Raw genomic sequence first — 19,110 nt, 5'->3', positions numbered from 1 at the left:
GAGGGGATCAGAAACGCTGTTCCACTTCTTTGAACGGGTAGGCAACGGCCTTGTACTTGCCGATCTTGCCGCGTCTGGGCAGCTTCACTGCCTGCTCTCGGGTGATGTCCTTGTAGGGAATGCGTGTCAGCAGATGGCTGATGATGTTCAGCCGGGCACGCCGCTTGTCGTTGGAGTGGGCCATGAACCAGGGCGCCCAAGCGGTATCCGAGGCGGCAAACATCTCATCACGGGCCTGTGTGTAGTCATCCCAGCGGGTGTAGGACTTGAGGTCCATGGGCGACAGCTTCCACAGCTTGCGGCCGTCGTTGATGCGGTCCTGCAGGCGCCGGGTCTGCTCTTCGGCGCTGACCTCGAGCCAGTACTTGATGAGGATGATGCCCGACTCGACCATGACCTTTTCGAACAGCGGCACGCCAGCCAGGAACCGGTCGGCCTGTTCGTTCGAGCAGAAGCCCATCACCCGTTCGACCCCGGCACGGTTGTACCAGCTGCGATCGAAGATCACCACTTCACCTGCGGCCGGCAGATGGCCGACATAGCGCTGCAGGTACATCTGGGTCTTTTCCCGCTCGGTCGGCGCCGGCAGTGCCACCACGCGGAATACTCTGGGGCTGACACGCTCGGTGATGGCCTTGATGGTACCGCCCTTGCCGGCACCGTCGCGGCCCTCGAAGACAATGCACACCTTCAGGCCCTTGGCCACCACCCACTCCTGCAGCTTCACCAATTCCACATGCAGCTGCTTGAGTTCCTTCTCGTAGGCCTTGCCGCCCAATTTCTCCGACTGGTCCTTGGCGTCTTTCTTCCTGGACGACTTCGACATGGCACTCTCCTGAGGGCGAATGAAGAGTCAGTATGGTCGATCCATGGCAGTTTGCCGCTTCGCTTGTTGTTTTCGCAGGTTGTGCGTCTAGTCGATTGATTTGTTGGGTATTCGGCTGACTGTGGGAGCGGGTTCACCCGCGAAAGCGTCGGCAGCTTCACTGACGCATTCGCGGGTGAACCCGCTCCCACAGGAACGCGCCAGCCTTTAGAAATCGAGTAAGACAGTTGCTCCCACAGGGTAGGGTGTGGCCTCGAGGCCGGATTACTTGGCCAGCTTGTTGTAGCTGGTCATCAGGTTGCGGTAATCCGGAATATGGTTGGAGAACAGGGTCCCCAGCCCTTCGATGTCATTGCGCCAGTCACGGTGCAGCTCGCAGGCCACGCCGAACCAGGTCATCAGTTGCGCACCGGCGGCCTCCATGCGCCGCCAGGCCGAGTCACGAGTCAGTTCGTTGAAGGTGCCGGAGGCGTCGGTGACGACGAATACCTCGAAGCCCTCCTCCAGAGCCGACAGTGCCGGGAAGGCCACGCACACTTCAGTCACCACGCCGGCGATCAGCAGCTGCTTCTTGCCGGTGGCCTTGACGGCCTTGACGAAGTCCTCGTTGTCCCAGGCGTTGATGTTGCCGGGGCGGGCGATGTACGGGGCGTCGGGGAACTGCTCTTTCAGTTCGGGCACCAGCGGGCCGTTGGGGCCGGTCTCGAAACTGGTGGTGAGAATGGTCGGCAGCTTGAAGTACTTGGCCAGGTCCGACAGGGCCAGGACGTTGTTCTTGAAGCGGTCGGGGTCGATGTCCCTTACCAGCGAGAGCAGGCCGGTCTGGTGGTCGACCAGCAGCACGGCGGCGTTGTTCTTGTCCAGACGCTTGTATTGGAAGGCCATGACGGTTCTCCTTGCTTCAGCAGGTTGGGATTATCAGCGTAGGCAAGGATGAGGGGTGGGTGGGACCGTCAGTCGGTTCGCCTGCCGAGGCCGGCGATGGGGCCGCACGGCGGCCCCTGCAATGCTCAGCCGAGCACCTTGCCAGCCACCTCATCGACCGCCGCCTTGGTGATGGCGACGATCTTTTCGGCATCCTCCTGGCTCAGCACCAACGGCGGTGCAAAACCGAGAATGTCACCATGCGGCATGGCCCGGGCGATCATCCCGCGCTCAAGGCACGCTGCCGACACCTGTGGCCCTACCTTCAACGCCGGGTCGAACGCCGTGCGCGCCTCGCGATCGGCCATGAACTCGACCGCGCAAAGCATGCCGTCACCCCGCACTTCACCTACCAGCGGGTGGCCTTCGAAGGTTTCGCGCATGCGCCGGTTGAGGTAGGCCCCCACCACTTCGGCATTCTCGGTCAGGTTCTCGCGCTCGAGAATATCCAGGTTGGCCAGCGCCGCCGCTGCGCAGATCGGATGCCCGGAGTAGGTCCAGCCGTGGCCCATGGGGCCGGCTTTCTGCGAGCCTTCTTCGATCACGTTCCATACCTTCTCGCCAACGATCACCGCCGACAGAGGCGCATAGGCGCTGGTCAGGCCCTTGGCCGTGGTGATCAGGTCCGGACGGATGTCGTAGCGCTGGCTGCCCATCTTCGAGCCCAGGCGGCCAAAGGCGCACACCACTTCGTCGGCGATCAACAGCACGTCGTAGCGATCAAGCACCGCCTGGATCGCCTGCCAGTAACCCTTGGGCGGCACGATGATGCCACCGGTGCCCATCAGCGGCTCGCCAATGAACGCGGCGACGGTGTCGGGGCCTTCGGCCAGGATCAGTTGCTCCAGCTCGTCGGCGCAGTAGCGCACGAAGGCCTGCTCGTCCATGCCGGCCGGTGCCTTGCGGTACCAGTGCGGGCAGACCGTATGCTTGACGCCCTCCACCGGCAGGTCGAAATGCTGGTGGAAGCTGGGCAGGCCGGTAAGGCTGCCGGTCATGATGCCCGAGCCGTGATAGCCACGGTCGCGCGAGATGATCTTCTTCTTGAGTGGACGCCCCAGGATGTTGTTGTAGTAACGCACCAGCTTGACCTGGGTCTCGTTGGCATCGGACCCCGACAAGCCGTAATAGACCTTTTTCATCCCGGCCGGCGCCCAGTCGATGATACGGCTGGAAAGCTCGATGATCGCCTCGGTCGAGTGGCCGACGTAGGTGTGGTAATACGCCAGCTCCTTGGCCTGGCGATGGATGGCGTCCGCGACCTCGGTACGCCCGTAACCGATGTTCACGCAGTACAGGCCGGCGAAGGCGTCGATCAGTTCGCGGCCTTCGTGGTCACGCAGGCGAATGCCCTCGGCACCGGTGATGATCCGGCCCTTGAGCGCGCCGCTGGCGTGGTCATGGGCATGGGTCGAAGGGTGCATGAAGTGGGCGCGGTCCTGATCGAACAGCTGGCTGTAATCTTGGCTCATGGCAAACACTCCTTAGAACTGACCGTGGTGGTGCAAGCAAACGTATTTGGTTTCGACGAAGGGTTCGAAGCCCTCGCTGCCGCCTTCGCGGCCCAGGCCCGAGGCTTTCATGCCGCCGAACGGGATGGGGTGGCCGGTGAACTTGACGCCGTTGATCGCCACCATCGCGTGGTCGAGCCCGCGCACCAGCGGGTGCACGACATCGAGGCGGTTGCCGACGATGTAGGCAGCCAGGCCGTACTCGGTGTCATTGGCCATGGTGATGGCCTGCTCCAGCGTGTCGAACGGCATGACCCCGGCAATCGGCGCGAAGTTTTCTTCCTGGTAGATGCGCATCGCCGGCGTGACATCGGCAAGCACCGTCGGCTGGAAGAACCAGCCACCCAGCGCATGGCCCTCGCCACCGACCAGGCGCCGGGCGCCACGCTGCAGGGCGTCCTCGACCCGGGCCTGGGTGGCATCGAAGGCGGCCTGGTGCATCAGCGGGCCGACCTCTGCCGCTGTCTCCTCGCCATCGACCATCGCCGGGCCAACCTTCAGCGCCCGCACTGCTTCTGCGAAGCGCACCAGGAATGCTTCGTACAACGGCCGCTGCACCATGATCCGGTTGGCCGCACAGCAGTCCTGGCCAGACGTCTGGAACTTGGCTGCCACGGCCACCCGTACGGCCAGCTCCAGGTCGGCATCGGCGCAGACGATGAACGGCGCGTTGCCGCCCAGCTCCAGCGCCACTTTCTTCACATCCTGAGCCGCGGCTTGCAGCACCAGCTTGCCGACCCGGGTCGAGCCGGTGAAGCTGACCGCCCGCACGCGGCTGTCGCGCACCAGGGTTTCCATGGCCATCTGCGGCTCGCCGATCACCACGTTGAACACCCCCGGCGGGAAGCCGGCGTCCTCTGCCAGCTGGGCCAGGGCCAGCGCCGAGAACGGTGTTTCGTGGGCCGGCTTGACCACCACCGTGCAGCCGGCCGCCAACGCCGCAGCCGCCTTGCGGGTGATCATGGCGCTGGGGAAGTTCCACGGGGTGAGCAGCGCGCAGACCCCGACGGGCTCCTTCAGCGTACTCAGCTGGGCACCCGCAATATGGCTGGGGATGGTCTGCCCGTTGAGGCGCCGGGCCTCCTCGGCAAACCAGGGGATGAAGCTTGCCGCATAGGCGATTTCACCGCGTGCTTCGGCCAGCGGCTTGCCCTGCTCCTCGCTGAGAATGCGCGCCAGCGCCTCCTGGTGCTCGAGCATCAATTCGGCCCAGCGCCGCAACAGCGCAGCGCGGCTGTCCAGGCTCTGCTGGCGCCAGGCCGTGAAAGCCCGATGGGCGGCATCCACTGCAGCGACGATCTGCTCGTGGTCAAGCAGTGGCACATGGCCGATCACCTGGCGGTTGGCCGGGTCATGCACGGCGATGCTGTTGCCGCTGTGGCTGTGCAGCCATTGGCCATCGACGTGGCACAGGCTGTTGAATGGGTAGTGGTGTGACATGACTGTTCTCCATACCTCGTTGTCTTGGCGCCAGGTTCAGGCCAGTACGTCGGCGATCACCGCCAGGGTGTCGCCGCACTGCACCAGCCCGGGAAAGTGCCGGGCTGCGAGCAAGCCACTGCGGCGGGCGCGGTACTCGACCGGGGCACTGCCGGTGCGGCGGATGTCATGGATACGGGCGATCACTTCACCCTGGCTGACCGTTTCGCCCAGGTCGCGGCACATCTCCAGCAAGCCGTCGTGCTCGCTGGCGATGAAGCAATCGCCATCGGGCATGTCCAGCAGGGTTGTCTCGCCCTGCTCCACTTCGCCGGCGAGGATGCCGGCGTGAATCAGCACATTGCGCACGCCACGCTCCGCCAGGGCCACGCTTTTCGCCGTGGAGGTGCCACCACCGCCCAGTTCGGTGGTGATGAACACCTTGCCCTGCTCTTCTGCCGCGGTGTCGTACATCGCCTGCGCATCCAGCTCGAGCATGCGCATGCTGTAGGGCGCGGCGAAGGCCCGCATGCCGGCTTCACAGCGGGCCTGCTGGGCCTTGTCGGGCAGTACATGGCATGCAGCGAACGGCAGGAAGTCGAGGGTGCGACCACCGGAGTGGATGTCCAGGACGATATCGGCCAACGGCAGCAAGGTGCGGCGGAAATAGTCGGCGATCTTTTCCGTCACGCTGCCATCAGGCCGGCCAGGGAAGCTGCGGTTGAGGTTGCCCCGGTCGATCGGCGAAGTCCGGGTGCCCGCCTGGAACGCCGGTGTGTTCATGAACGGCACGATGATCACCCGCCCGCTTACCTGCCCGGCCTGCAGCTGCTGGGCCAGCTTGCTCAGCGCCACCGGGCCTTCGTATTCGTCACCGTGATTGCCGCCCGTGAGCAAGGCTGTCGGGCCATTGCCGTTCCTGACCACCGTCAGCGGAATCATCACCGCCCCCCAGGCCGAGTCGTCACGCGAGTACGGCAGCTTGAGGAAGCCGTGCTGCACGCCGTCCTGCTCGAAATCCAAGGTACAGGTGATGGGGTTGGCCACCGTGGCGGCGGCCTGTGCGATCGCATTCATGGGTCAGTCCTTCACGAACAGCTGGCGCGGCACGTTGCACAGGGTCTCGACCCCGGTCTCGGTGATAAGGATGCTTTCGGTGATCTCCAGGCCCCAGTCATCCATCCACAGCCCCGGCATGAAGTGGAAGGTCATGCCCGGTTGCAGCACGCTGGTGTCGCTCGGGCGCAGGCTCATGGTGCGCTCGCCCCAATCTGGCGGGTAGCTGATACCGATCGGGTAACCACAGCGGCTGTCCTTGTGGATGCCGAACTTCTCCAGCACGCGGAAGAACGCCCTGGCGATGTCACCGGTGGTGTTGCCTGGCCGCGCGGCATCGAGGCCGGCCGCGATACCTTCGACCACCGCCTTTTCGCCATCGAGAAAGTGTTGCGGCGGCTTGCCCAGGTACACGGTGCGCGACAGCGGGCAGTGGTAGCGCTTGTAGCAGCCGGCAATCTCGAAGAACGTGCCGGCGCCGCGGGTGAACGGGGAATCGTCCCAGGTAAGGTGCGGCGCGCTGGCATCAGCGCCAGTCGGCAACAACGGCACGATCGCCGGGTAGTCGCCGCCATGGCCATCGACACCGAGGATGCCGCTGCGGTAGATCTCGGCCACCAGCTCGTTCTTGCGCATGCCGGGCTCGATACGCTCGAGGATGCACCCGTGCATCTTTTCGACGATGCGCGCAGCGATGCGCATGTATTCGATTTCCTGCGGCGACTTGACCGCCCGCTGCCAGTTGACCAGCCCGGCGGCATCGCTGAAACGCGCCTGCGGCAAGTGCTTGCACAGCGCCTGGTAAGCCGCCGCGCTGAAGTAGTAGTTGTCCATCTCCACGCCGATGCTCAGGCCGCCCCAGCCCTTGGCCAGAATCACCTCCTGGCACAGGTAGTCCATCGGGTGGCGCTCGCGTGACTGCACATAGATGTCCGGGTAGCCGACGATGTTGTCGTGCTGCATGAACACCGTGCGCCTGGCGCCGTTGGCGTCCTGGCCGCGGCCAAACCAGACCGGCTCGCCATCGAGCGCCAGCAGCACGCACTGGTGCACGTAGAACGACCAGCCGTCATAGCCGGTGAGCCAGGCCATGTTCGATGGATCGGTTACCAGCAAAAGCTCCAGGCCCTGTGCCTGCATGGCAGCGCGGGTCTTGGCCAGGCGCTGGGCGTACTCCTGCCGACTGAACGGCAGGTTGACCACTGTCTGTGACATACGGATGCCCTTCTTGTGAGTGGGTTGCGAAAACTGTCAGCTGTTAAACGCCAGGCCTTTGTGGGCGGCGATTGCGCGTTCGAAGGCAAGGTTGGCGATGGCGGTGTCCTGGGCCCCGGTGCCGGTCAGGTCGCACAGGGTGACCTCTTCGGCCTGTACGCGGCCCGGGTGCAGGCCGGCGATGATCTGGCCCAGCTCGGAATGAACGGCCTGTTGGCTGACTGCGCCAGCGCGCAAGGCGTGGTGCAGTTCGCCCAGCACGCGGGTCTGGCTCAGGCGGTCGGCGACATAACGGTCGAGCCGGGCCAGGGCCGTGGGCGCGATCTCGTTCTTGTGCTCGGCATCCGAGCCCATGGCGGTGATGTGCAGCCCCGGTTGCAGGTGATGCGGCTGGATCAGCGGCTCGCGGCTGGGGGTACAGGTGATGGCGATATCGACCGCCTGCATGGCCTGGTCGACACTGTCGCAAGCCTTTACCTGCAGTTGCCCATCGCGCCCCAGGTCATCACATAACGCTGCGGTTCTCTGCGCATCGCGCCCCCACACCTTGACCTGCTCGATCGGCCGCACCAGGCGCAGTGCCTGCAGCTGCAGGCGTGCCTGTTCGCCACTGCCGATCAGGGCCACGCTGCGGCTGTCCTGCCGCGACAGCCAGCGTGCAGCTACCGCACCGGCTGCAGCGGTGCGCACGGCGGTGAGGTAGCCATTGTCGAGGAGCAAGGCATCGAGCAGGCCAGTGCGGGCTGACAGCAGCATCATCATGCCGTTGAGGCTGGGCAGGCCAAGCTTGGGGTTGTCGAAAAAGCCCGGGCTGACCTTGATCGCGAAACGCTCCAGCCCCGGCAGGTAGGCGGTTTTCACATCTACCTCGCCGTTGTGCTCGGGCACATCCAGGCGCAGGATCGGTGGCATCGCCACCTTGGCCGTGGCAAGCAGGGCAAAGGCCTGCTCGATAGCATCGATCGCGTCGCGGTCGAGGGTGATGCAGCTACGCAGGTCGGCTTCGCTGAGCAAGGTGATGGCCGGCATTCGAATACCTCCAGTGAAGGAAACGTGAGTTTCAGGCGTCGCCGCCGTTGATGACGCGCTGATGCTGTGCGCTGTCGACGTTGCGCCCGCTGACCACCACCACGACCGGGCCGCGGGCCGTCACCAGGCCGTCGAGCAGCGCGGCGATGCCGACCGCGCCGGCACCTTCGAGTACCAGCCGTTCGTGCTGGTAGGCGTGGCGCATGCCATTGGCGATCGACGCTTCCGGCAGCAGGTGAAGGTGGTCGAGCAGACGCTGGGTCATGCTCAGGGTGTGCTGGTTGCCCAAGCCGATGCCGCCGCCGAGCGAGTCGGCAAGGGTCGGCAGTTCCTCCACCTCGACCGGTTTGCCGGCCTGCAGGCTGGCGTACATCGCCGCGCCGCGCTGCATGCTGATGCCGTGGGTGGTGATCGCCGGCTTGATGCTTTTCATGGCCAACGCCACACCCGCGAACAGGCCACCACCGGACAGCGGAATCAGCACCTGCTCCACCTCGGGCAACTGCTCGATGATTTCCAGGCCCAGCGTGCCCTGGCCGGCGATGACCTGGGGGTGATCGAAAGGTGGAATCAGCGTTGCGCCCTGTTGCTCGGCATGTTGTTGCGCGGCCTGTTGGGCATCGTCCTGGGAATGGCCGATGACGCAAACTTCGGCACCCAGGTCGCGGATGGCCTGGACCTTGTTGGCTGGCACCAGTTGCGAAAGAAACACGGTTGCCTTCACACCCAGTTGCGCAGCAGCGTGGGCCACCGCCCGCCCGTGATTACCGGTGGAGGCCGTAACCACGCCGCATGCGCGTTGTTCAGCGCTGAGTACGACGATGGCGTTGCTGGCGCCGCGCAGCTTGAAACTGCCGGTGGTCTGCAAGGCTTCGAGCTTCAGGTAGACCGGCGTACCCAGGCGCCGTGACAGGCTGGGGGAAAGTTCCAGCGGAGTATTGCGCACCAGGCCGTGGATACGCTGGCGGGCGAGGTAGAGATCGTGAAGCGAGAGCGCTGACATGACCGGGACCCAACAAGTGAGCTGATGTTGGGCGGAGTGTATGAGGCGAAAATTGTCGTGATGAATGTACTAGGGCAATTTGCCGGGGAATTTGTTTTTGCCTGCGCCGGCCTCTTCGCGGGTAAACCCGCTCCCACAGGAATCGCGCATTTCCTGAACCCCACACGGAACCTGTGGGAGCGGGTTTACCCGCGAAGAGGCCGGTACAGGCCGCTCAAAGCTCGTGGATCTGCGGATACTGCCCGAACAACTCCCGCATATCGCCCAAGGCCTGGCGCAGCTTTGCGTCCGAACACTCGGCGCCCACGCACAAGCGCACGGCCCGTGGCCGCGGTGTACCGCGCACCAGGAACGGCTCCGGTGGCGTCACCGCAATCTGTCGGCGGCGCAAGGCACGCACCAGGCTGTCCACTTCCCAGCGCTCGGGAATGTTCAGCCACGCACCCAGGGCATGGGCGTGCTGGCCACGTACATATTCCCCCAGGTACTCACGCAACAACGCCTGGCGCTCGCCCAGCAAGGTGCGCTGCAACGCCACCAACTGCGCCGCGCGCCCGTCATTGATCCAGCGCGATGCAATCTCCGCCACCAGGGGTGTAGCCATCCAGCTGTTGACCCGCAAGATGCTCTCGGTGCGCAGCGCCAGGCGCTTGGGCATGGCCAGGTAGCCCACGCGCAGGCCGGTCAGCACCGACTTGGTCATGCTGGTGCAGTAGAACGACAGTTCCGGCGCATAGGAACTGAGCGGCCTGGCATGGCTGCCACCCAGTAGCGGCCCGTAAACGTCATCTTCGATGATATGCACGCCAAAGCGCCGGGCAATTTCGGCAATCTCCTGGCGCCGGCTGTCGGGCATCAGGCTGACGGTCGGGTTGTTGAGATTGGGCGTGCACACCAGCGCGGTCACCCGCTCGTTGCTGCAGATGTCCTCGAAATGCTCCGGGTTGATGCCCTCGCGGTCCATCTCCAGGCCTTTGAGGGTGAAGCCGAGCACCTGTGAATTGCCAATCACGCCATGGTCGGTCAACCCCTCGCACAGCACCACGTCATCCGGCCCGGCCAGCGAGGCCAGGGCCAGGAAAATGGCGTGGGCGGCGCCGTTGGTGACCAGCACATCGTCACGCTCGACCTGCATGCCCAGGCCGGCAAGCCAGCGTACCGCGGCCTCGCGGTGGCTCTCGAAACCGGCGATGGGCCGGTAGGCATGGATCCACGGCTGCTCCTCTTCCACGGCCAGCTCGGCGCAGGTGTCGCGCCAGATGCGCTCATGCACCTGGGTGTGCAGGATGCGGGTGATGGAGAAGTCGACCAGGGTACGCTCGGGCAGGTCGATGATGTCATCCGACACACGGTCGCTCATGCGCCGGCTGACGAAACTGCCACGGCCGATCTCGCAACGCACCAGGCCTTGGCGTTCCAGCTCCTTGTAGGCATTGGTCACGGTCTGCACGCTGATGCCCAGGGCATCGGCTACCTGGCGCTGCGGTGGCAGGCGCTGGTCATGTACCAATACGCCGCGCTCGATCTCGCTGGTGACGGCCTGCACCAGGATCTTGTATTTGGACTCGCCGATGCGGGCGGCGTCCAGGGCTGCCTTCCAACTGTGCATCATGATGTTCGCTTCACTTGCCGGGGCCAGGGTCACAGCATCCCCTGTACATGTGCCCCGGGCAATTGTCCTAGTGCAATGCCATCGCCGTTTCAGCTTTTGTATGCTCGGCCCAAGGTCGAACTCCCGCTGCCTGGCAGCTTCGAACAAACGACCCACCCTGCTTTCGCTGTTTTGCTCCACTGCCTCCTAACACAGAGCCGTCGACGACGGTTTTTATAACAAACAGGAGTTTCATTGATGAGCCAGCCTTTCAACGTTCCACGCCCCTTCCAGCGCCTGCTGATGGCCTGTGCCACCTTCGGCGTGCTCGCCAGCGCCCAGGCCGCGAGCCTGGACGAGATCAAGGAAACCAGCCATATCCGCATCGGCTACGCCAACGAAACCCCGTTCGCCTTCACCGAAACCGATGGCCGGGTAACCGGGGAGTCACCGGAAATCGCCAAGGTCATCTTCGAGAAGATGGGCATCAAGCAGGTCGATGGCGTGCTCACCGAGTGGGGTTCGTTGATCCCAGGCTTGCGCGCCGGGCGCTTCGATGTGATTGCCGCCGGTATGTACATCACCCCGGCACGCTGCAAGCAGGTGATCTTCACCGACCCGCAGTACGCCCTGCCCGACACCCTGCTGGTGGCACAGGGCAATCCGAAGAACCTGCACAGCTACGCCGACATCGCCAGGAACCCGGACGTGAAGCTGGCGATCATGGCCGGCACGGTCAACCTCGCCTATGCCCGCGACTCCGGCATCACCGATGCGCAGATCCTTCAGGTGCCGGACACCACCGCCCAGTTGCAGGCCGTGCGCGCCGGCCGTGCCGATGCTGCCGTGGGCACCCAGCTGACCATGAAGGGCCTGGCGAAAAAGGGTGGCGACAAGGTCGAGGCGATCAGCGACTTCACGGATGACCCGGCCCACACCGGCTACGGCGCCCTGGCCTTCCGCCCCGAGGACAAAGCGCTGCGCGATGCGGTCAACGCCGAGATGAAAAAGTGGCTGGGCAGCGAGGAGCATCTGAAGACCGTCGCACCGTTCGGCTTCGATCGCAGCAACGTGACAGACAAGACCGCCGCCGAGCTCTGTGCCCAGCAGTGAATCGAGGTGGCATGGCGCTTGCCATGCCAGTCCCTGTGTAATCCGATTATTCAGGTCGAACCATGGGTGAATTGATACCGTTGTTACTGCAAGGCGCCTGGGTCACCATCCAGGTCACCTTCTTCGGCTCGCTGCTGGCCATCGTCGCCGCGATCCTCGCCGCCCTCGGCCGGCGTTCGTCATGGCGGCCATTGAGCTGGCTGTGCGTGGCCTACATCGAGCTGTTCCGCGGCACCTCGTTGCTGGTGCAGTTGTTCTGGCTGTTCTTCGTATTGCCGCTGCCACCGTTCAACCTCGAACTCAGCGCCTACACCGTGGCCATCGTCGGCCTCGGGCTGCATATCGGTGCCTACGGTGCCGAAGTGATGCGCGGGGCGATCAGCTCGGTGGCCAAGGGGCAGTACGAAGCCTGCACCGCGCTGAACATGCCCGCCACCATCCGCTTCCGAAGGATCATCCTGCCGCAGGCATTGCTGGCGGCCATCGCACCTGGCACCAACCTGCTGATCGAACTGCTGAAAAACACCTCGCTGGTGTCACTGATCACCCTGTCGGACCTTAGCTTCCGCGCCCGTCAGCTGGACCAGGCGACCTTCCAGACCCTGGAAATCTTCAGCCTTACCCTGCTGCTCTACTTCGTCCTGGCGCAGGTCATCAACTTCCTCATGCGTCGGGTCGAACGGCGCCTGAGCCGCGGTCGCCTGCGGGGGAGCCTGTCATGAATTTCTGGGACTGGAACTACGTCGCGCAAATCCTGCCCGACTTGCTGCAGGCGTCGCTGAAAACCCTGGGCATCACCTTGGTAGGCTTCCTGATTGCGGTGGTACTGGGCCTGTTCCTGGCCATCGCCCGGCGCAGCCGCCAAGCCTGGCTGTCGTGGCCGGTAGCACTGCTGATCGAGTTCATCCGCAGTACGCCGCTGCTGATCCAGGTGTATTTCCTCTACTACGTGCTGCCCAACTACGGGGTCAACATGACGGCCATGCAAGCCGGCATCATCGGTATCGGCGTGCACTACGCCTGCTACCTGGCCGAGGTTTACCGCGGTGGCCTCGACTCGGTGGCGCGCAGCCAGTGGGAAGCGGTGGTCGCCCTCAACTTCGCGCCGTGGACCGCCTACCGGGCAGTCATCCTGCCCCAGGCGATTCGGCCGATCCTGCCGCCGCTGGGCAACTACCTGATCGCCATGCTCAAGGACACCCCGGTGCTGTCGGCCATCACCGTGGTGGAAATCATGCAGCAGGCCAAGAACGTCGGCTCGGAAAGCTTCCGCTACCTCGAGCCGATCACCCTGGTCGGTCTGTTCTTCCTGGCCTTGAGCGTCGCTCTGGCCTACCTCGTTCGGCGCCTTGAAGTGCGCCTGGAGCTCCGCTGATGATCGCCCCTGTGACCCACTTCGCCACTGCCACCGCCACCCAGCCGCTGGACACCCACATGCCCACACCGGCCATCGCTCAACCGATCGTCAGCTTCAAGGACGTGACCAAACGCTACGGCAGCTTCACCGTGCTCGACGGCCTCAACCTCGATGTCGCCCCCGGCGAAAAGGTGGCGATCATCGGCCCCAGCGGCTCGGGCAAGTCGACGTTGCTGCGGGTACTGATGACGCTTGAGGGCATCGACCAGGGCATGATCGAAGTCGATGGCGAATCGCTCACCCACATGCCCGGGCGCAACGGCGCGCAACTCATCGCCAACGAGCGCCATGTACGCAAAGTGCGGGCGAAGATCGGCATGGTGTTCCAGAGCTTTAACCTGTTCCCGCACATGAGTGCCTTGCAGAACGTGATCGAGGCCCCGGTCCAGGTGCTGGGCGTGAAGCCGGCCGAGGCGCGCGAACGGGCAGCCGAGCTGCTGGAGATGGTTGGCCTGGGCAACAAGTTCGAGCATTACCCGTCGCAGTTGTCCGGTGGCCAGCAACAACGCGTGGCGATTGCCCGGGCGCTGGCGATGCGGCCCAAGGTGATGCTGTTCGACGAAGTGACCTCGGCGCTGGACCCGGAGCTGTGTGGCGAGGTGCTGAACGTGATCCGCCGGTTGGGCAGCGAGCACAACCTGACCATGCTGATGGTGACGCATCAGATGGGCTTTGCCCGCGAGTTCGCCGATCGGGTGTGCTTCTTCTATAAGGGGCAGATCCACGAACAGGGGACGCCGGCGCAGATCTACGAAAACCCGCAGCAGGAGCGGACCCGGGCGTTCCTGAGTGCAGTGCGGGAGGCGAACTGACCTGCGATCGTCGCTTCAGTATTTCCCTGTGGGAGCGGGCGCGCCCGCGAACACCGGCGAAGCCGGTGCCATGCACCACGCTGGATTCTTCGCGGGCACGCCCGCTCCCACAGGATGCGCGGCGCGAAACCTACCTTGCAACCCGCCGATATTGCTGTTTGGGGCTCCGTTGTGATTCGGGATCAGTCATTTCGATCAACCCGACAGCCGCCGGGTACAAGTAACTCTTGCGGAATGTGGCACGGTGCGAGAGGCCAAGTTGGTGCATCAATTCGCTACTCTTAATGCAGCAGGCGAGTGCCGCGATAGATGCTTACCCCTCAACGCCGAACCCGCTTTGAATATTCGTTGCAGTCAGATGACAGTTGGATAGCTGAAAGCCCTTTGGGCTGCGCTGTCGCCTAGAGAACTGCATTCGCAAGCGGTCCGCATACCCTGTGGGAGCGGCTTTAGCCGCGAAGAATCCAACGCGGTGCCTGGCACCGGCTGCGCCGGTGTTCGCGGCTAAAGCCGCTCCCACAGGATGCGGCGCGAAACCCAAACAAGCGCAGCCATCACTTCACAAATTTCTGAACTGATTATTTGCCCGCAGCGATTTTTCCCCTCGCCAACCGCCACCAGAATCGCTTCACCACAATCACAAGAACCGTGAGGCCACTCCCGTGGACCAGACACTCCAGGTACGGCAAGCCGCCGCCGACCTCGTTGCCGCGTTCGCCAGCAACGACACTGCTCGCTATTTCGCCTGCTTCAGCGAAGACGCCACCTTCCTTTTCCACACCCTGCCGCAACCGCTGCTGTCGCGCCATGCCTACGAGCAACTCTGGGCCCGGTGGCAGGCCGACGGGTTTGCGGTATTGGCCTGCGAATCGGGCAATGCCCAGGTGAGCCTGCAAGGTGATGTGGCGATCTTCATGCACGATGTGGCCACGCACATCCGCATCGCCGGCGAAGAACACAAGTTGAGCGAGCGCGAGACCATCGTCTTCCGCCGCCACGGCGAACGGTGGCTGGCCTGCCACGAGCACCTGTCGGTCGTATCGCCGGCCTGATCATCCCTTTACGCGGCCCTGCCGCCCTGCCATCGCACCCACAATAAGGCCCGCGTACTGCGCCGGCCCACAACAACCGCGCTGGAGCATCACCATGAGCCACTCGACCGGTATCGAGACCAACGGCGTCGAACAGATCCCCGACGATCAACGCGACGCCTCCCCGCTGGACCTGTTCCGCCTGATCTTCGGCGGCGCCAATACCTTCGCCACGGCCGTACTGGGCAGCTTCCCGGTGCTGTTCGGGCTGTCGTTCCAGGCCGGCGTGTGGGCGATCCTGCTCGGCGTCGTCGTGGGCGCGCTGATCCTCGCGCCCATGGGCCTGTTCGGCGCGCTCAACGGCACCAACAACGCGGTGTCGTCGGGTGCACACTTTGGCGTGCATGGGCGCATCGTCGGTTCGTTCCTGTCGCTGCTTACCGCGGTGGCGTTCTTTTCGCTGTCGGTGTGGAGCTCGGGCGACGCCCTGGTCGGGGGCGCCAAGCGCCTGGCTGGCCTGCCGGAAACCGACCTCACCCTGGGCCTGGCCTACGGCCTGTTCGCGGTACTGGTGCTGGTGGTATGCATCTTCGGCTTCCGCTTCATGCTGTGGGTGAACAAGATTGCCGTGTGGGCATCGAGCTTGCTGTTCCTGCTGGGCATCGTTGCCTTTGCCGGGCCGTTCGATGCTGGTTACGCGGGCAGCGTCAACCTCGGCCAGGCGGGCTTCTGGGCGGCATTCGTTGGCGCGGCGATCCTGGCCATGAGCAACCCGGTGTCGTTCGGTGCGTTCCTCGGCGACTGGTCGCGCTACATCCCGCGTGAAACGCCCAAGGCGCGCATCATGCTGGCGGTGATCGCGGCCCAGGGCGCGACACTGATCCCGTTCCTGTTCGGCCTGTGCACCGCCACCCTGGTGGCCACCCAGGCGCCGGACTACATCGCTGCCAACAACTACGTCGGTGGCTTGCTGGCGGTGGCGCCAAGCTGGTTCTTCCTGCCGGTGTGCCTGATTGCGGTAATTGGTGGCATGTCCACCGGCACCACGGCGCTGTACGGCACTGGCCTGGACATGTCCAGCGTGTTCCCACGCCTGCTCAGCCGTGCCGGCGCCACACTGCTGATCGGTGTGCTGGCGATCGGCTTCATCTTCATCGGCCGCTTCACCTTCAACCTGGTGCAGAGCGTGTCGACCTTCGCCGTGCTGATCATCACCTGCACCAGCCCGTGGATGGTGATCATGATCCTCGGCCTGATCACTCGCCGCGGCTTCTACCATGCCGACGACCTGCAGGTGTTCACCCGCGGCCAGCGTGGCGGCCACTACTGGTTCCTGCATGGCTGGAACTGGCGCGGCATGGGGGCGTGGATCCCCAGCGCGGCGGTCGGCCTGTGCTTCGTCAACCTGCCAGGGCAGTTCGTCGGCCCGCTGGGCGACCTGGCCGGCGGCATCGACCTGAGCCTGCCGGTCACCCTGGGGCTGGCCGGCGTGCTGTACCTGCTGCTGCTCAACCTGTTCCCCGAACCTGCTGGCGTGTATGGCCCCCTGGGCCCGCGTTGGGTGCGTTGCAAAAGCACCGCGCACACGCCGGTAACCACTGCCGAAATGGCCTGACTGGAAACCGACCATGACCACTTCCCACTACATCGCCGGCCGCTGGGTCGAAGGCCAGGGCAGCGACTGCATCAGCGTCAATGACCCTGCACTGGGGCAACCGTTCGCCGAACTGATGGCCGCCAGCGTCGCCCAGGTAGACCAGGCCGTGACCGCTGCCCGTGGCGCCCTGCCCGCCTGGAAAAACACCAGCGCCAGCGAACGCGCCACCTACCTGCGCGGTTTTGCCGAGCAACTCGGCCAACGCCGCGAAGCGCTGATCAGCTTGCAGATGCGCAACAACGGCAAGCCACGTCACGAAGCGGAAATCGACCTGGACGACGCCATCGCCACCTTCAGCTACTACGCCGAACTGGCCGAGCAACTGCCATCGAAGAACCGTGACGTACCCTTGGCTGCACCGGGTTTCACTGCGCGCACTCGCCTGGAGCCGGTGGGCGTGGTCGGCCTGATCGTGCCGTGGAACTTCCCGCTGGTGACCAGCGCCTGGAAGCTCGCCCCGGCCCTGGCCGCCGGTTGCACCGTGGTGCTCAAGCCGTCGGAAGTCACCCCGCTCATCGAACAGGCCTACGGCCAGATCGCCGATGCCCTGGGGCTGCCGGCCGGGGTGTTGAACATCGTCAACGGCAAGGCCGAGACTGGCGCCGCACTGAGCAACCACAACGGCCTGGACAAACTGTCGTTCACCGGCAGCAACAGCGTCGGCAGCCAGGTGATGCGCAGCGCGTCGGCGCAGTGCCGGCCGGTGACGCTGGAACTGGGTGGCAAGTCGGCGATCGTGGTGTTCGATGATTGCGATGTCGACCAGGCTGTGGAATGGATCGTCGCCGGCATCACCTGGAATGCCGGGCAAATGTGCTCGGCCACTTCGCGGCTGCTGGTGCAGGACGGCATTGCCGATGCGCTGCTAACGCGCTTGCAGGCTGCACTGGAAAACCTGCGGGTCGGTAATCCGTTGACCGAAGAGGTCGATATGGGGCCACTGACCAGCCAGGCCCAGTGGTTGAAGGTGGCCAGCTACTTTGCCACGGCGCGGGAAGAAGGCCTGCAGTGCCTGGCCGGTGGCAAGGCGCTGGACCGGGATGGCTGGTTCGTCAGCCCGACGCTGTATGCCGATGTGCCGAAAGACAGCCGCCTGTGGACCGAGGAAATCTTTGGCCCGGTACTGTGCGCACGGCGCTTTGCTACCGAGGAACAGGCGATTGCCGAGGCCAACGACAGCCGTTTCGGGCTGGTGGCGACGGTGTGCTCCGCCGACCTGGAGCGCGCCGAGCGAGTGGCCGATGCGCTGGAGGTTGGCCATGTGTGGATCAACTCGGTACAGGCGGTGTTCGTCGAGACCTCATGGGGTGGTACCAAGGGCAGCGGGATCGGGCGTGAGTTGGGGCCGTGGGGGTTGTCGGCCTACCAGTCGGTCAAGCATGTGACGCGGTGTCTGGGCTGAGATTTCTGCGGCCGCTCCCACAGGGATAGCGCAGGCCTGAAGGGCAGCGCCGTACCTGTGGGAGGGGGTTTACTCGCGAAGAGGCCGGTGCAGGCAACACATGCCATGCGGCCCATTCGCCGGCAAGCCCCTACCCCAGGCGGTGATACACAACCGCTTCATGGCCCGGCTTGTTGTCGAGCAACTCGAACCCTAGCCCGACGACCTTGAACCCCACCCGGCTCAACACCTTGGCGGAGGCAATGTTCCGCTTCAGGCAACTGGCCGCCAGGGTATGGATCCCCAGCTCATCAATGGCATACCGGCAAACCCGGCTGGCAGCCTGGGTTGCATGGCCATTGCCCCAGAACGCCTTGCCCAGCCAATACCCCAGCACCGGTGCTGCACCGCCCAGCTCCCGCAACGAAATCACCCCCATCAGCGTTCTCTCATCACGGCAGCAGATCCCCCACACCACCCCTTCCCTGGCCGCCCAGAGCCGTGGGTGCCGGCCAATCCAGGCACTCGCCAGGCCTGGCGGGTAAGGAAAGGGAATGAGCGAGGTCATCTGGGCGATTTCCCGGTCCTGCAGCAAGCCCTCGATGGCAGACGCATCGCGCTGGGCGAGGGGGCGAAGCTGCAAACGTGGCGTATACAGTGTGGGTTGCATTCGGTTCTCCCTGCTCGTCGAATAGCTACTGTATGCGCAATCTCGCGGTAGCTGCCGGCTGCGCTGCGACAATATGTGTCACCAACAGGTAACTTTCACGGCCCCCGGCAAAGTCCCACTCCCTGGTCCCCCCAAATCACAACACCAGGCCGGACCACCCATGCACCCTCAACGCACCGCCTTGCACAATGAACTGCACGCCCGCCCGTCGCTGTATTTCGACGGCCCGGCGCATGTCTTCCACCTGGCCTTGCTCGGAGGCGACGCTGCTGCCCGGATGCCCTGGACACCGCAACCGCCCAGGGCATCACCCGCCTGGATGGGCATCCGTTCAAGTGGGAGCGGCACACCGAGTTCTTCACCCTGACCCTGGTGGTGCCCTGCACTGCAGCCGGTGCTGGCCGAGGCTATCGCCCCGCAACCCACAGGTACTGCGTATGGCTTGAAGACGACGC

Annotated in this window: 18 protein-coding genes and 1 pseudogene; 8 read left to right on the top strand and 11 right to left on the bottom strand. The window is 64.4% G+C overall.

All coding sequences use genetic code 11. The features are described from left to right. Positions 1–7: 7 nt before the first annotated feature. From ppk2 to J5M58_RS13845, 9 genes are all read right to left on the bottom strand, one after another. Positions 8–826, bottom strand: coding sequence for a polyphosphate kinase 2 (gene ppk2, locus J5M58_RS13885; RefSeq protein WP_112251973.1), 819 nt, complete (start codon positions 824–826; stop codon positions 8–10). 264 nt (positions 827–1,090) lie between these two features. After that, positions 1,091–1,711 (bottom strand): isochorismate family cysteine hydrolase YcaC, encoded by a 621-nt coding sequence (ycaC, locus tag J5M58_RS13880; protein WP_010951959.1) that lies wholly within the window; start codon positions 1,709–1,711, stop codon positions 1,091–1,093. Between the two features lie 125 nt (positions 1,712–1,836). After that, on the bottom strand, positions 1,837–3,222 hold the full coding sequence (locus J5M58_RS13875; RefSeq protein WP_112251971.1) for an aspartate aminotransferase family protein: 1,386 nt from the start codon (positions 3,220–3,222) through the stop codon (positions 1,837–1,839). Positions 3,223–3,234: 12 nt separating this feature from the next. Then, entirely contained in the window at positions 3,235–4,701 is a 1,467-nt protein-coding gene (locus tag J5M58_RS13870; RefSeq protein WP_207878461.1) for an NAD-dependent succinate-semialdehyde dehydrogenase, read from the bottom strand. A 36-nt stretch (positions 4,702–4,737) separates the two neighbouring features. Next, the gene (gene doeB / locus J5M58_RS13865) at positions 4,738–5,757 is read right to left on the bottom strand and encodes a N(2)-acetyl-L-2,4-diaminobutanoate deacetylase DoeB (protein WP_112251969.1); all 1,020 of its coding nucleotides are present in this window, start codon (positions 5,755–5,757) and stop codon (positions 4,738–4,740) included. A 3-nt stretch (positions 5,758–5,760) separates the two neighbouring features. Next, a complete protein-coding gene (gene doeA, locus J5M58_RS13860) occupies positions 5,761–6,951 on the bottom strand; it encodes an ectoine hydrolase DoeA (RefSeq protein ID WP_207878459.1) in 1,191 nt (396 codons plus the stop codon). 36 nt (positions 6,952–6,987) lie between these two features. Further along, on the bottom strand, positions 6,988–7,980 hold the full coding sequence (eutC, locus tag J5M58_RS13855) for an ectoine utilization protein EutC (RefSeq protein WP_112251967.1): 993 nt from the start codon (positions 7,978–7,980) through the stop codon (positions 6,988–6,990). 31 nt (positions 7,981–8,011) lie between these two features. After that, entirely contained in the window at positions 8,012–8,983 is a 972-nt protein-coding gene (gene eutB / locus J5M58_RS13850) for a hydroxyectoine utilization dehydratase EutB (RefSeq protein WP_207878457.1), read from the bottom strand. A 214-nt stretch (positions 8,984–9,197) separates the two neighbouring features. Beyond that, positions 9,198–10,592 (bottom strand): PLP-dependent aminotransferase family protein, encoded by a 1,395-nt coding sequence (locus tag J5M58_RS13845; RefSeq protein WP_112252041.1) that lies wholly within the window; start codon positions 10,590–10,592, stop codon positions 9,198–9,200. A 240-nt stretch (positions 10,593–10,832) separates the two neighbouring features. Between J5M58_RS13845 and ehuB the strand changes: the two genes are divergently transcribed. The 4 genes from ehuB (at position 10,833) to ehuA (ending at position 13,916) form a co-directional block, all read left to right on the top strand. After that, positions 10,833–11,687, top strand: coding sequence for an ectoine/hydroxyectoine ABC transporter substrate-binding protein EhuB (ehuB, locus tag J5M58_RS13840; protein WP_177421250.1), 855 nt, complete (start codon positions 10,833–10,835; stop codon positions 11,685–11,687). 62 nt (positions 11,688–11,749) lie between these two features. Then, positions 11,750–12,409 (top strand): ectoine/hydroxyectoine ABC transporter permease subunit EhuC, encoded by a 660-nt coding sequence (ehuC, locus tag J5M58_RS13835; protein ID WP_046616765.1) that lies wholly within the window; start codon positions 11,750–11,752, stop codon positions 12,407–12,409. Next, on the top strand, positions 12,406–13,062 hold the full coding sequence (gene ehuD / locus J5M58_RS13830) for an ectoine/hydroxyectoine ABC transporter permease subunit EhuD (RefSeq protein WP_003256382.1): 657 nt from the start codon (positions 12,406–12,408) through the stop codon (positions 13,060–13,062). The genes ehuC and ehuD overlap by 4 nt, the downstream gene beginning before the upstream one ends. A gap of 59 nt (positions 13,063–13,121) precedes the next feature. Then, on the top strand, positions 13,122–13,916 hold the full coding sequence (gene ehuA / locus J5M58_RS13825; RefSeq protein WP_075046875.1) for an ectoine/hydroxyectoine ABC transporter ATP-binding protein EhuA: 795 nt from the start codon (positions 13,122–13,124) through the stop codon (positions 13,914–13,916). A 130-nt stretch (positions 13,917–14,046) separates the two neighbouring features. Here ehuA and J5M58_RS28465 read toward each other — a convergent pair whose 3' ends face one another. Beyond that, positions 14,047–14,184, bottom strand: a complete 138-nt coding sequence (locus J5M58_RS28465; protein WP_353844704.1) for a Fic family protein — start codon at positions 14,182–14,184, stop codon at positions 14,047–14,049. A 394-nt stretch (positions 14,185–14,578) separates the two neighbouring features. Here J5M58_RS28465 and J5M58_RS13820 point away from each other — a divergent pair, with 394 nt between their 5' ends. The 3 genes from J5M58_RS13820 to J5M58_RS13810 all read left to right on the top strand — a co-directional run bounded on the left by J5M58_RS13820 (position 14,579) and on the right by J5M58_RS13810 (position 18,006). After that, positions 14,579–14,968 (top strand): nuclear transport factor 2 family protein, encoded by a 390-nt coding sequence (locus J5M58_RS13820; protein ID WP_112251964.1) that lies wholly within the window; start codon positions 14,579–14,581, stop codon positions 14,966–14,968. Between the two features lie 94 nt (positions 14,969–15,062). Then, positions 15,063–16,562, top strand: coding sequence for a cytosine permease (locus J5M58_RS13815; protein WP_207878455.1), 1,500 nt, complete (start codon positions 15,063–15,065; stop codon positions 16,560–16,562). Between the two features lie 13 nt (positions 16,563–16,575). Then, entirely contained in the window at positions 16,576–18,006 is a 1,431-nt protein-coding gene (locus tag J5M58_RS13810) for an aldehyde dehydrogenase family protein (RefSeq protein WP_112251962.1), read from the top strand. Positions 18,007–18,136: 130 nt separating this feature from the next. On the opposite strand, the gene J5M58_RS13805 is transcribed toward J5M58_RS13810, so the two are convergent. Then, on the bottom strand, positions 18,137–18,655 hold the full coding sequence (locus J5M58_RS13805) for a GNAT family N-acetyltransferase (RefSeq protein ID WP_207878453.1): 519 nt from the start codon (positions 18,653–18,655) through the stop codon (positions 18,137–18,139). A gap of 160 nt (positions 18,656–18,815) precedes the next feature. Here J5M58_RS13805 and J5M58_RS13800 point away from each other — a divergent pair. After that, a pseudogene (locus tag J5M58_RS13800) lies at positions 18,816–19,076 on the top strand (DUF3422 family protein); the annotation flags it as partial. Positions 19,077–19,110: the final 34 nt, after the last annotated feature.

The organism is Pseudomonas sp. 32_A, assembly GCF_017490905.1.
GTDB classification, from domain to species: domain Bacteria; phylum Pseudomonadota; class Gammaproteobacteria; order Pseudomonadales; family Pseudomonadaceae; genus Aquipseudomonas; species Aquipseudomonas inefficax.
The sequence above is the reverse complement of the archived record's forward strand: the minus strand, read 5'-3'. Positions and strand labels throughout refer to the sequence as shown.

Bases quoted from the DNA above. Each gene is read 5' to 3' on its own strand.
- doeB (WP_112251969.1), bottom strand. From the start codon at position 5,757: ATGAATGCGATCGCACAGGCCGCCGCCACGGTGGCCAACCCCATCACC.
- ppk2 (WP_112251973.1), bottom strand. From the start codon at position 826: ATGTCGAAGTCGTCCAGGAAGAAAGACGCCAAGGACCAGTCGGAGAAA.
- eutC (WP_112251967.1), bottom strand. From the start codon at position 7,980: ATGCCGGCCATCACCTTGCTCAGCGAAGCCGACCTGCGTAGCTGCATC.
- ehuB (WP_177421250.1), top strand. From the start codon at position 10,833: ATGAGCCAGCCTTTCAACGTTCCACGCCCCTTCCAGCGCCTGCTGATG.
- ycaC (WP_010951959.1), bottom strand. From the start codon at position 1,711: ATGGCCTTCCAATACAAGCGTCTGGACAAGAACAACGCCGCCGTGCTG.
- ehuC (WP_046616765.1), top strand. From the start codon at position 11,750: ATGGGTGAATTGATACCGTTGTTACTGCAAGGCGCCTGGGTCACCATC.
- J5M58_RS13805 (WP_207878453.1), bottom strand. From the start codon at position 18,655: ATGCAACCCACACTGTATACGCCACGTTTGCAGCTTCGCCCCCTCGCC.
- ehuD (WP_003256382.1), top strand. From the start codon at position 12,406: ATGAATTTCTGGGACTGGAACTACGTCGCGCAAATCCTGCCCGACTTG.
- J5M58_RS13815 (WP_207878455.1), top strand. From the start codon at position 15,063: ATGAGCCACTCGACCGGTATCGAGACCAACGGCGTCGAACAGATCCCC.
- doeA (WP_207878459.1), bottom strand. From the start codon at position 6,951: ATGTCACAGACAGTGGTCAACCTGCCGTTCAGTCGGCAGGAGTACGCC.
- J5M58_RS13875 (WP_112251971.1), bottom strand. From the start codon at position 3,222: ATGAGCCAAGATTACAGCCAGCTGTTCGATCAGGACCGCGCCCACTTC.
- J5M58_RS13810 (WP_112251962.1), top strand. From the start codon at position 16,576: ATGACCACTTCCCACTACATCGCCGGCCGCTGGGTCGAAGGCCAGGGC.
- ehuA (WP_075046875.1), top strand. From the start codon at position 13,122: ATGCCCACACCGGCCATCGCTCAACCGATCGTCAGCTTCAAGGACGTG.
- J5M58_RS28465 (WP_353844704.1), bottom strand. From the start codon at position 14,184: ATGCACCAACTTGGCCTCTCGCACCGTGCCACATTCCGCAAGAGTTAC.
- J5M58_RS13845 (WP_112252041.1), bottom strand. From the start codon at position 10,592: ATGCACAGTTGGAAGGCAGCCCTGGACGCCGCCCGCATCGGCGAGTCC.
- eutB (WP_207878457.1), bottom strand. From the start codon at position 8,983: ATGTCAGCGCTCTCGCTTCACGATCTCTACCTCGCCCGCCAGCGTATC.
- J5M58_RS13870 (WP_207878461.1), bottom strand. From the start codon at position 4,701: ATGTCACACCACTACCCATTCAACAGCCTGTGCCACGTCGATGGCCAA.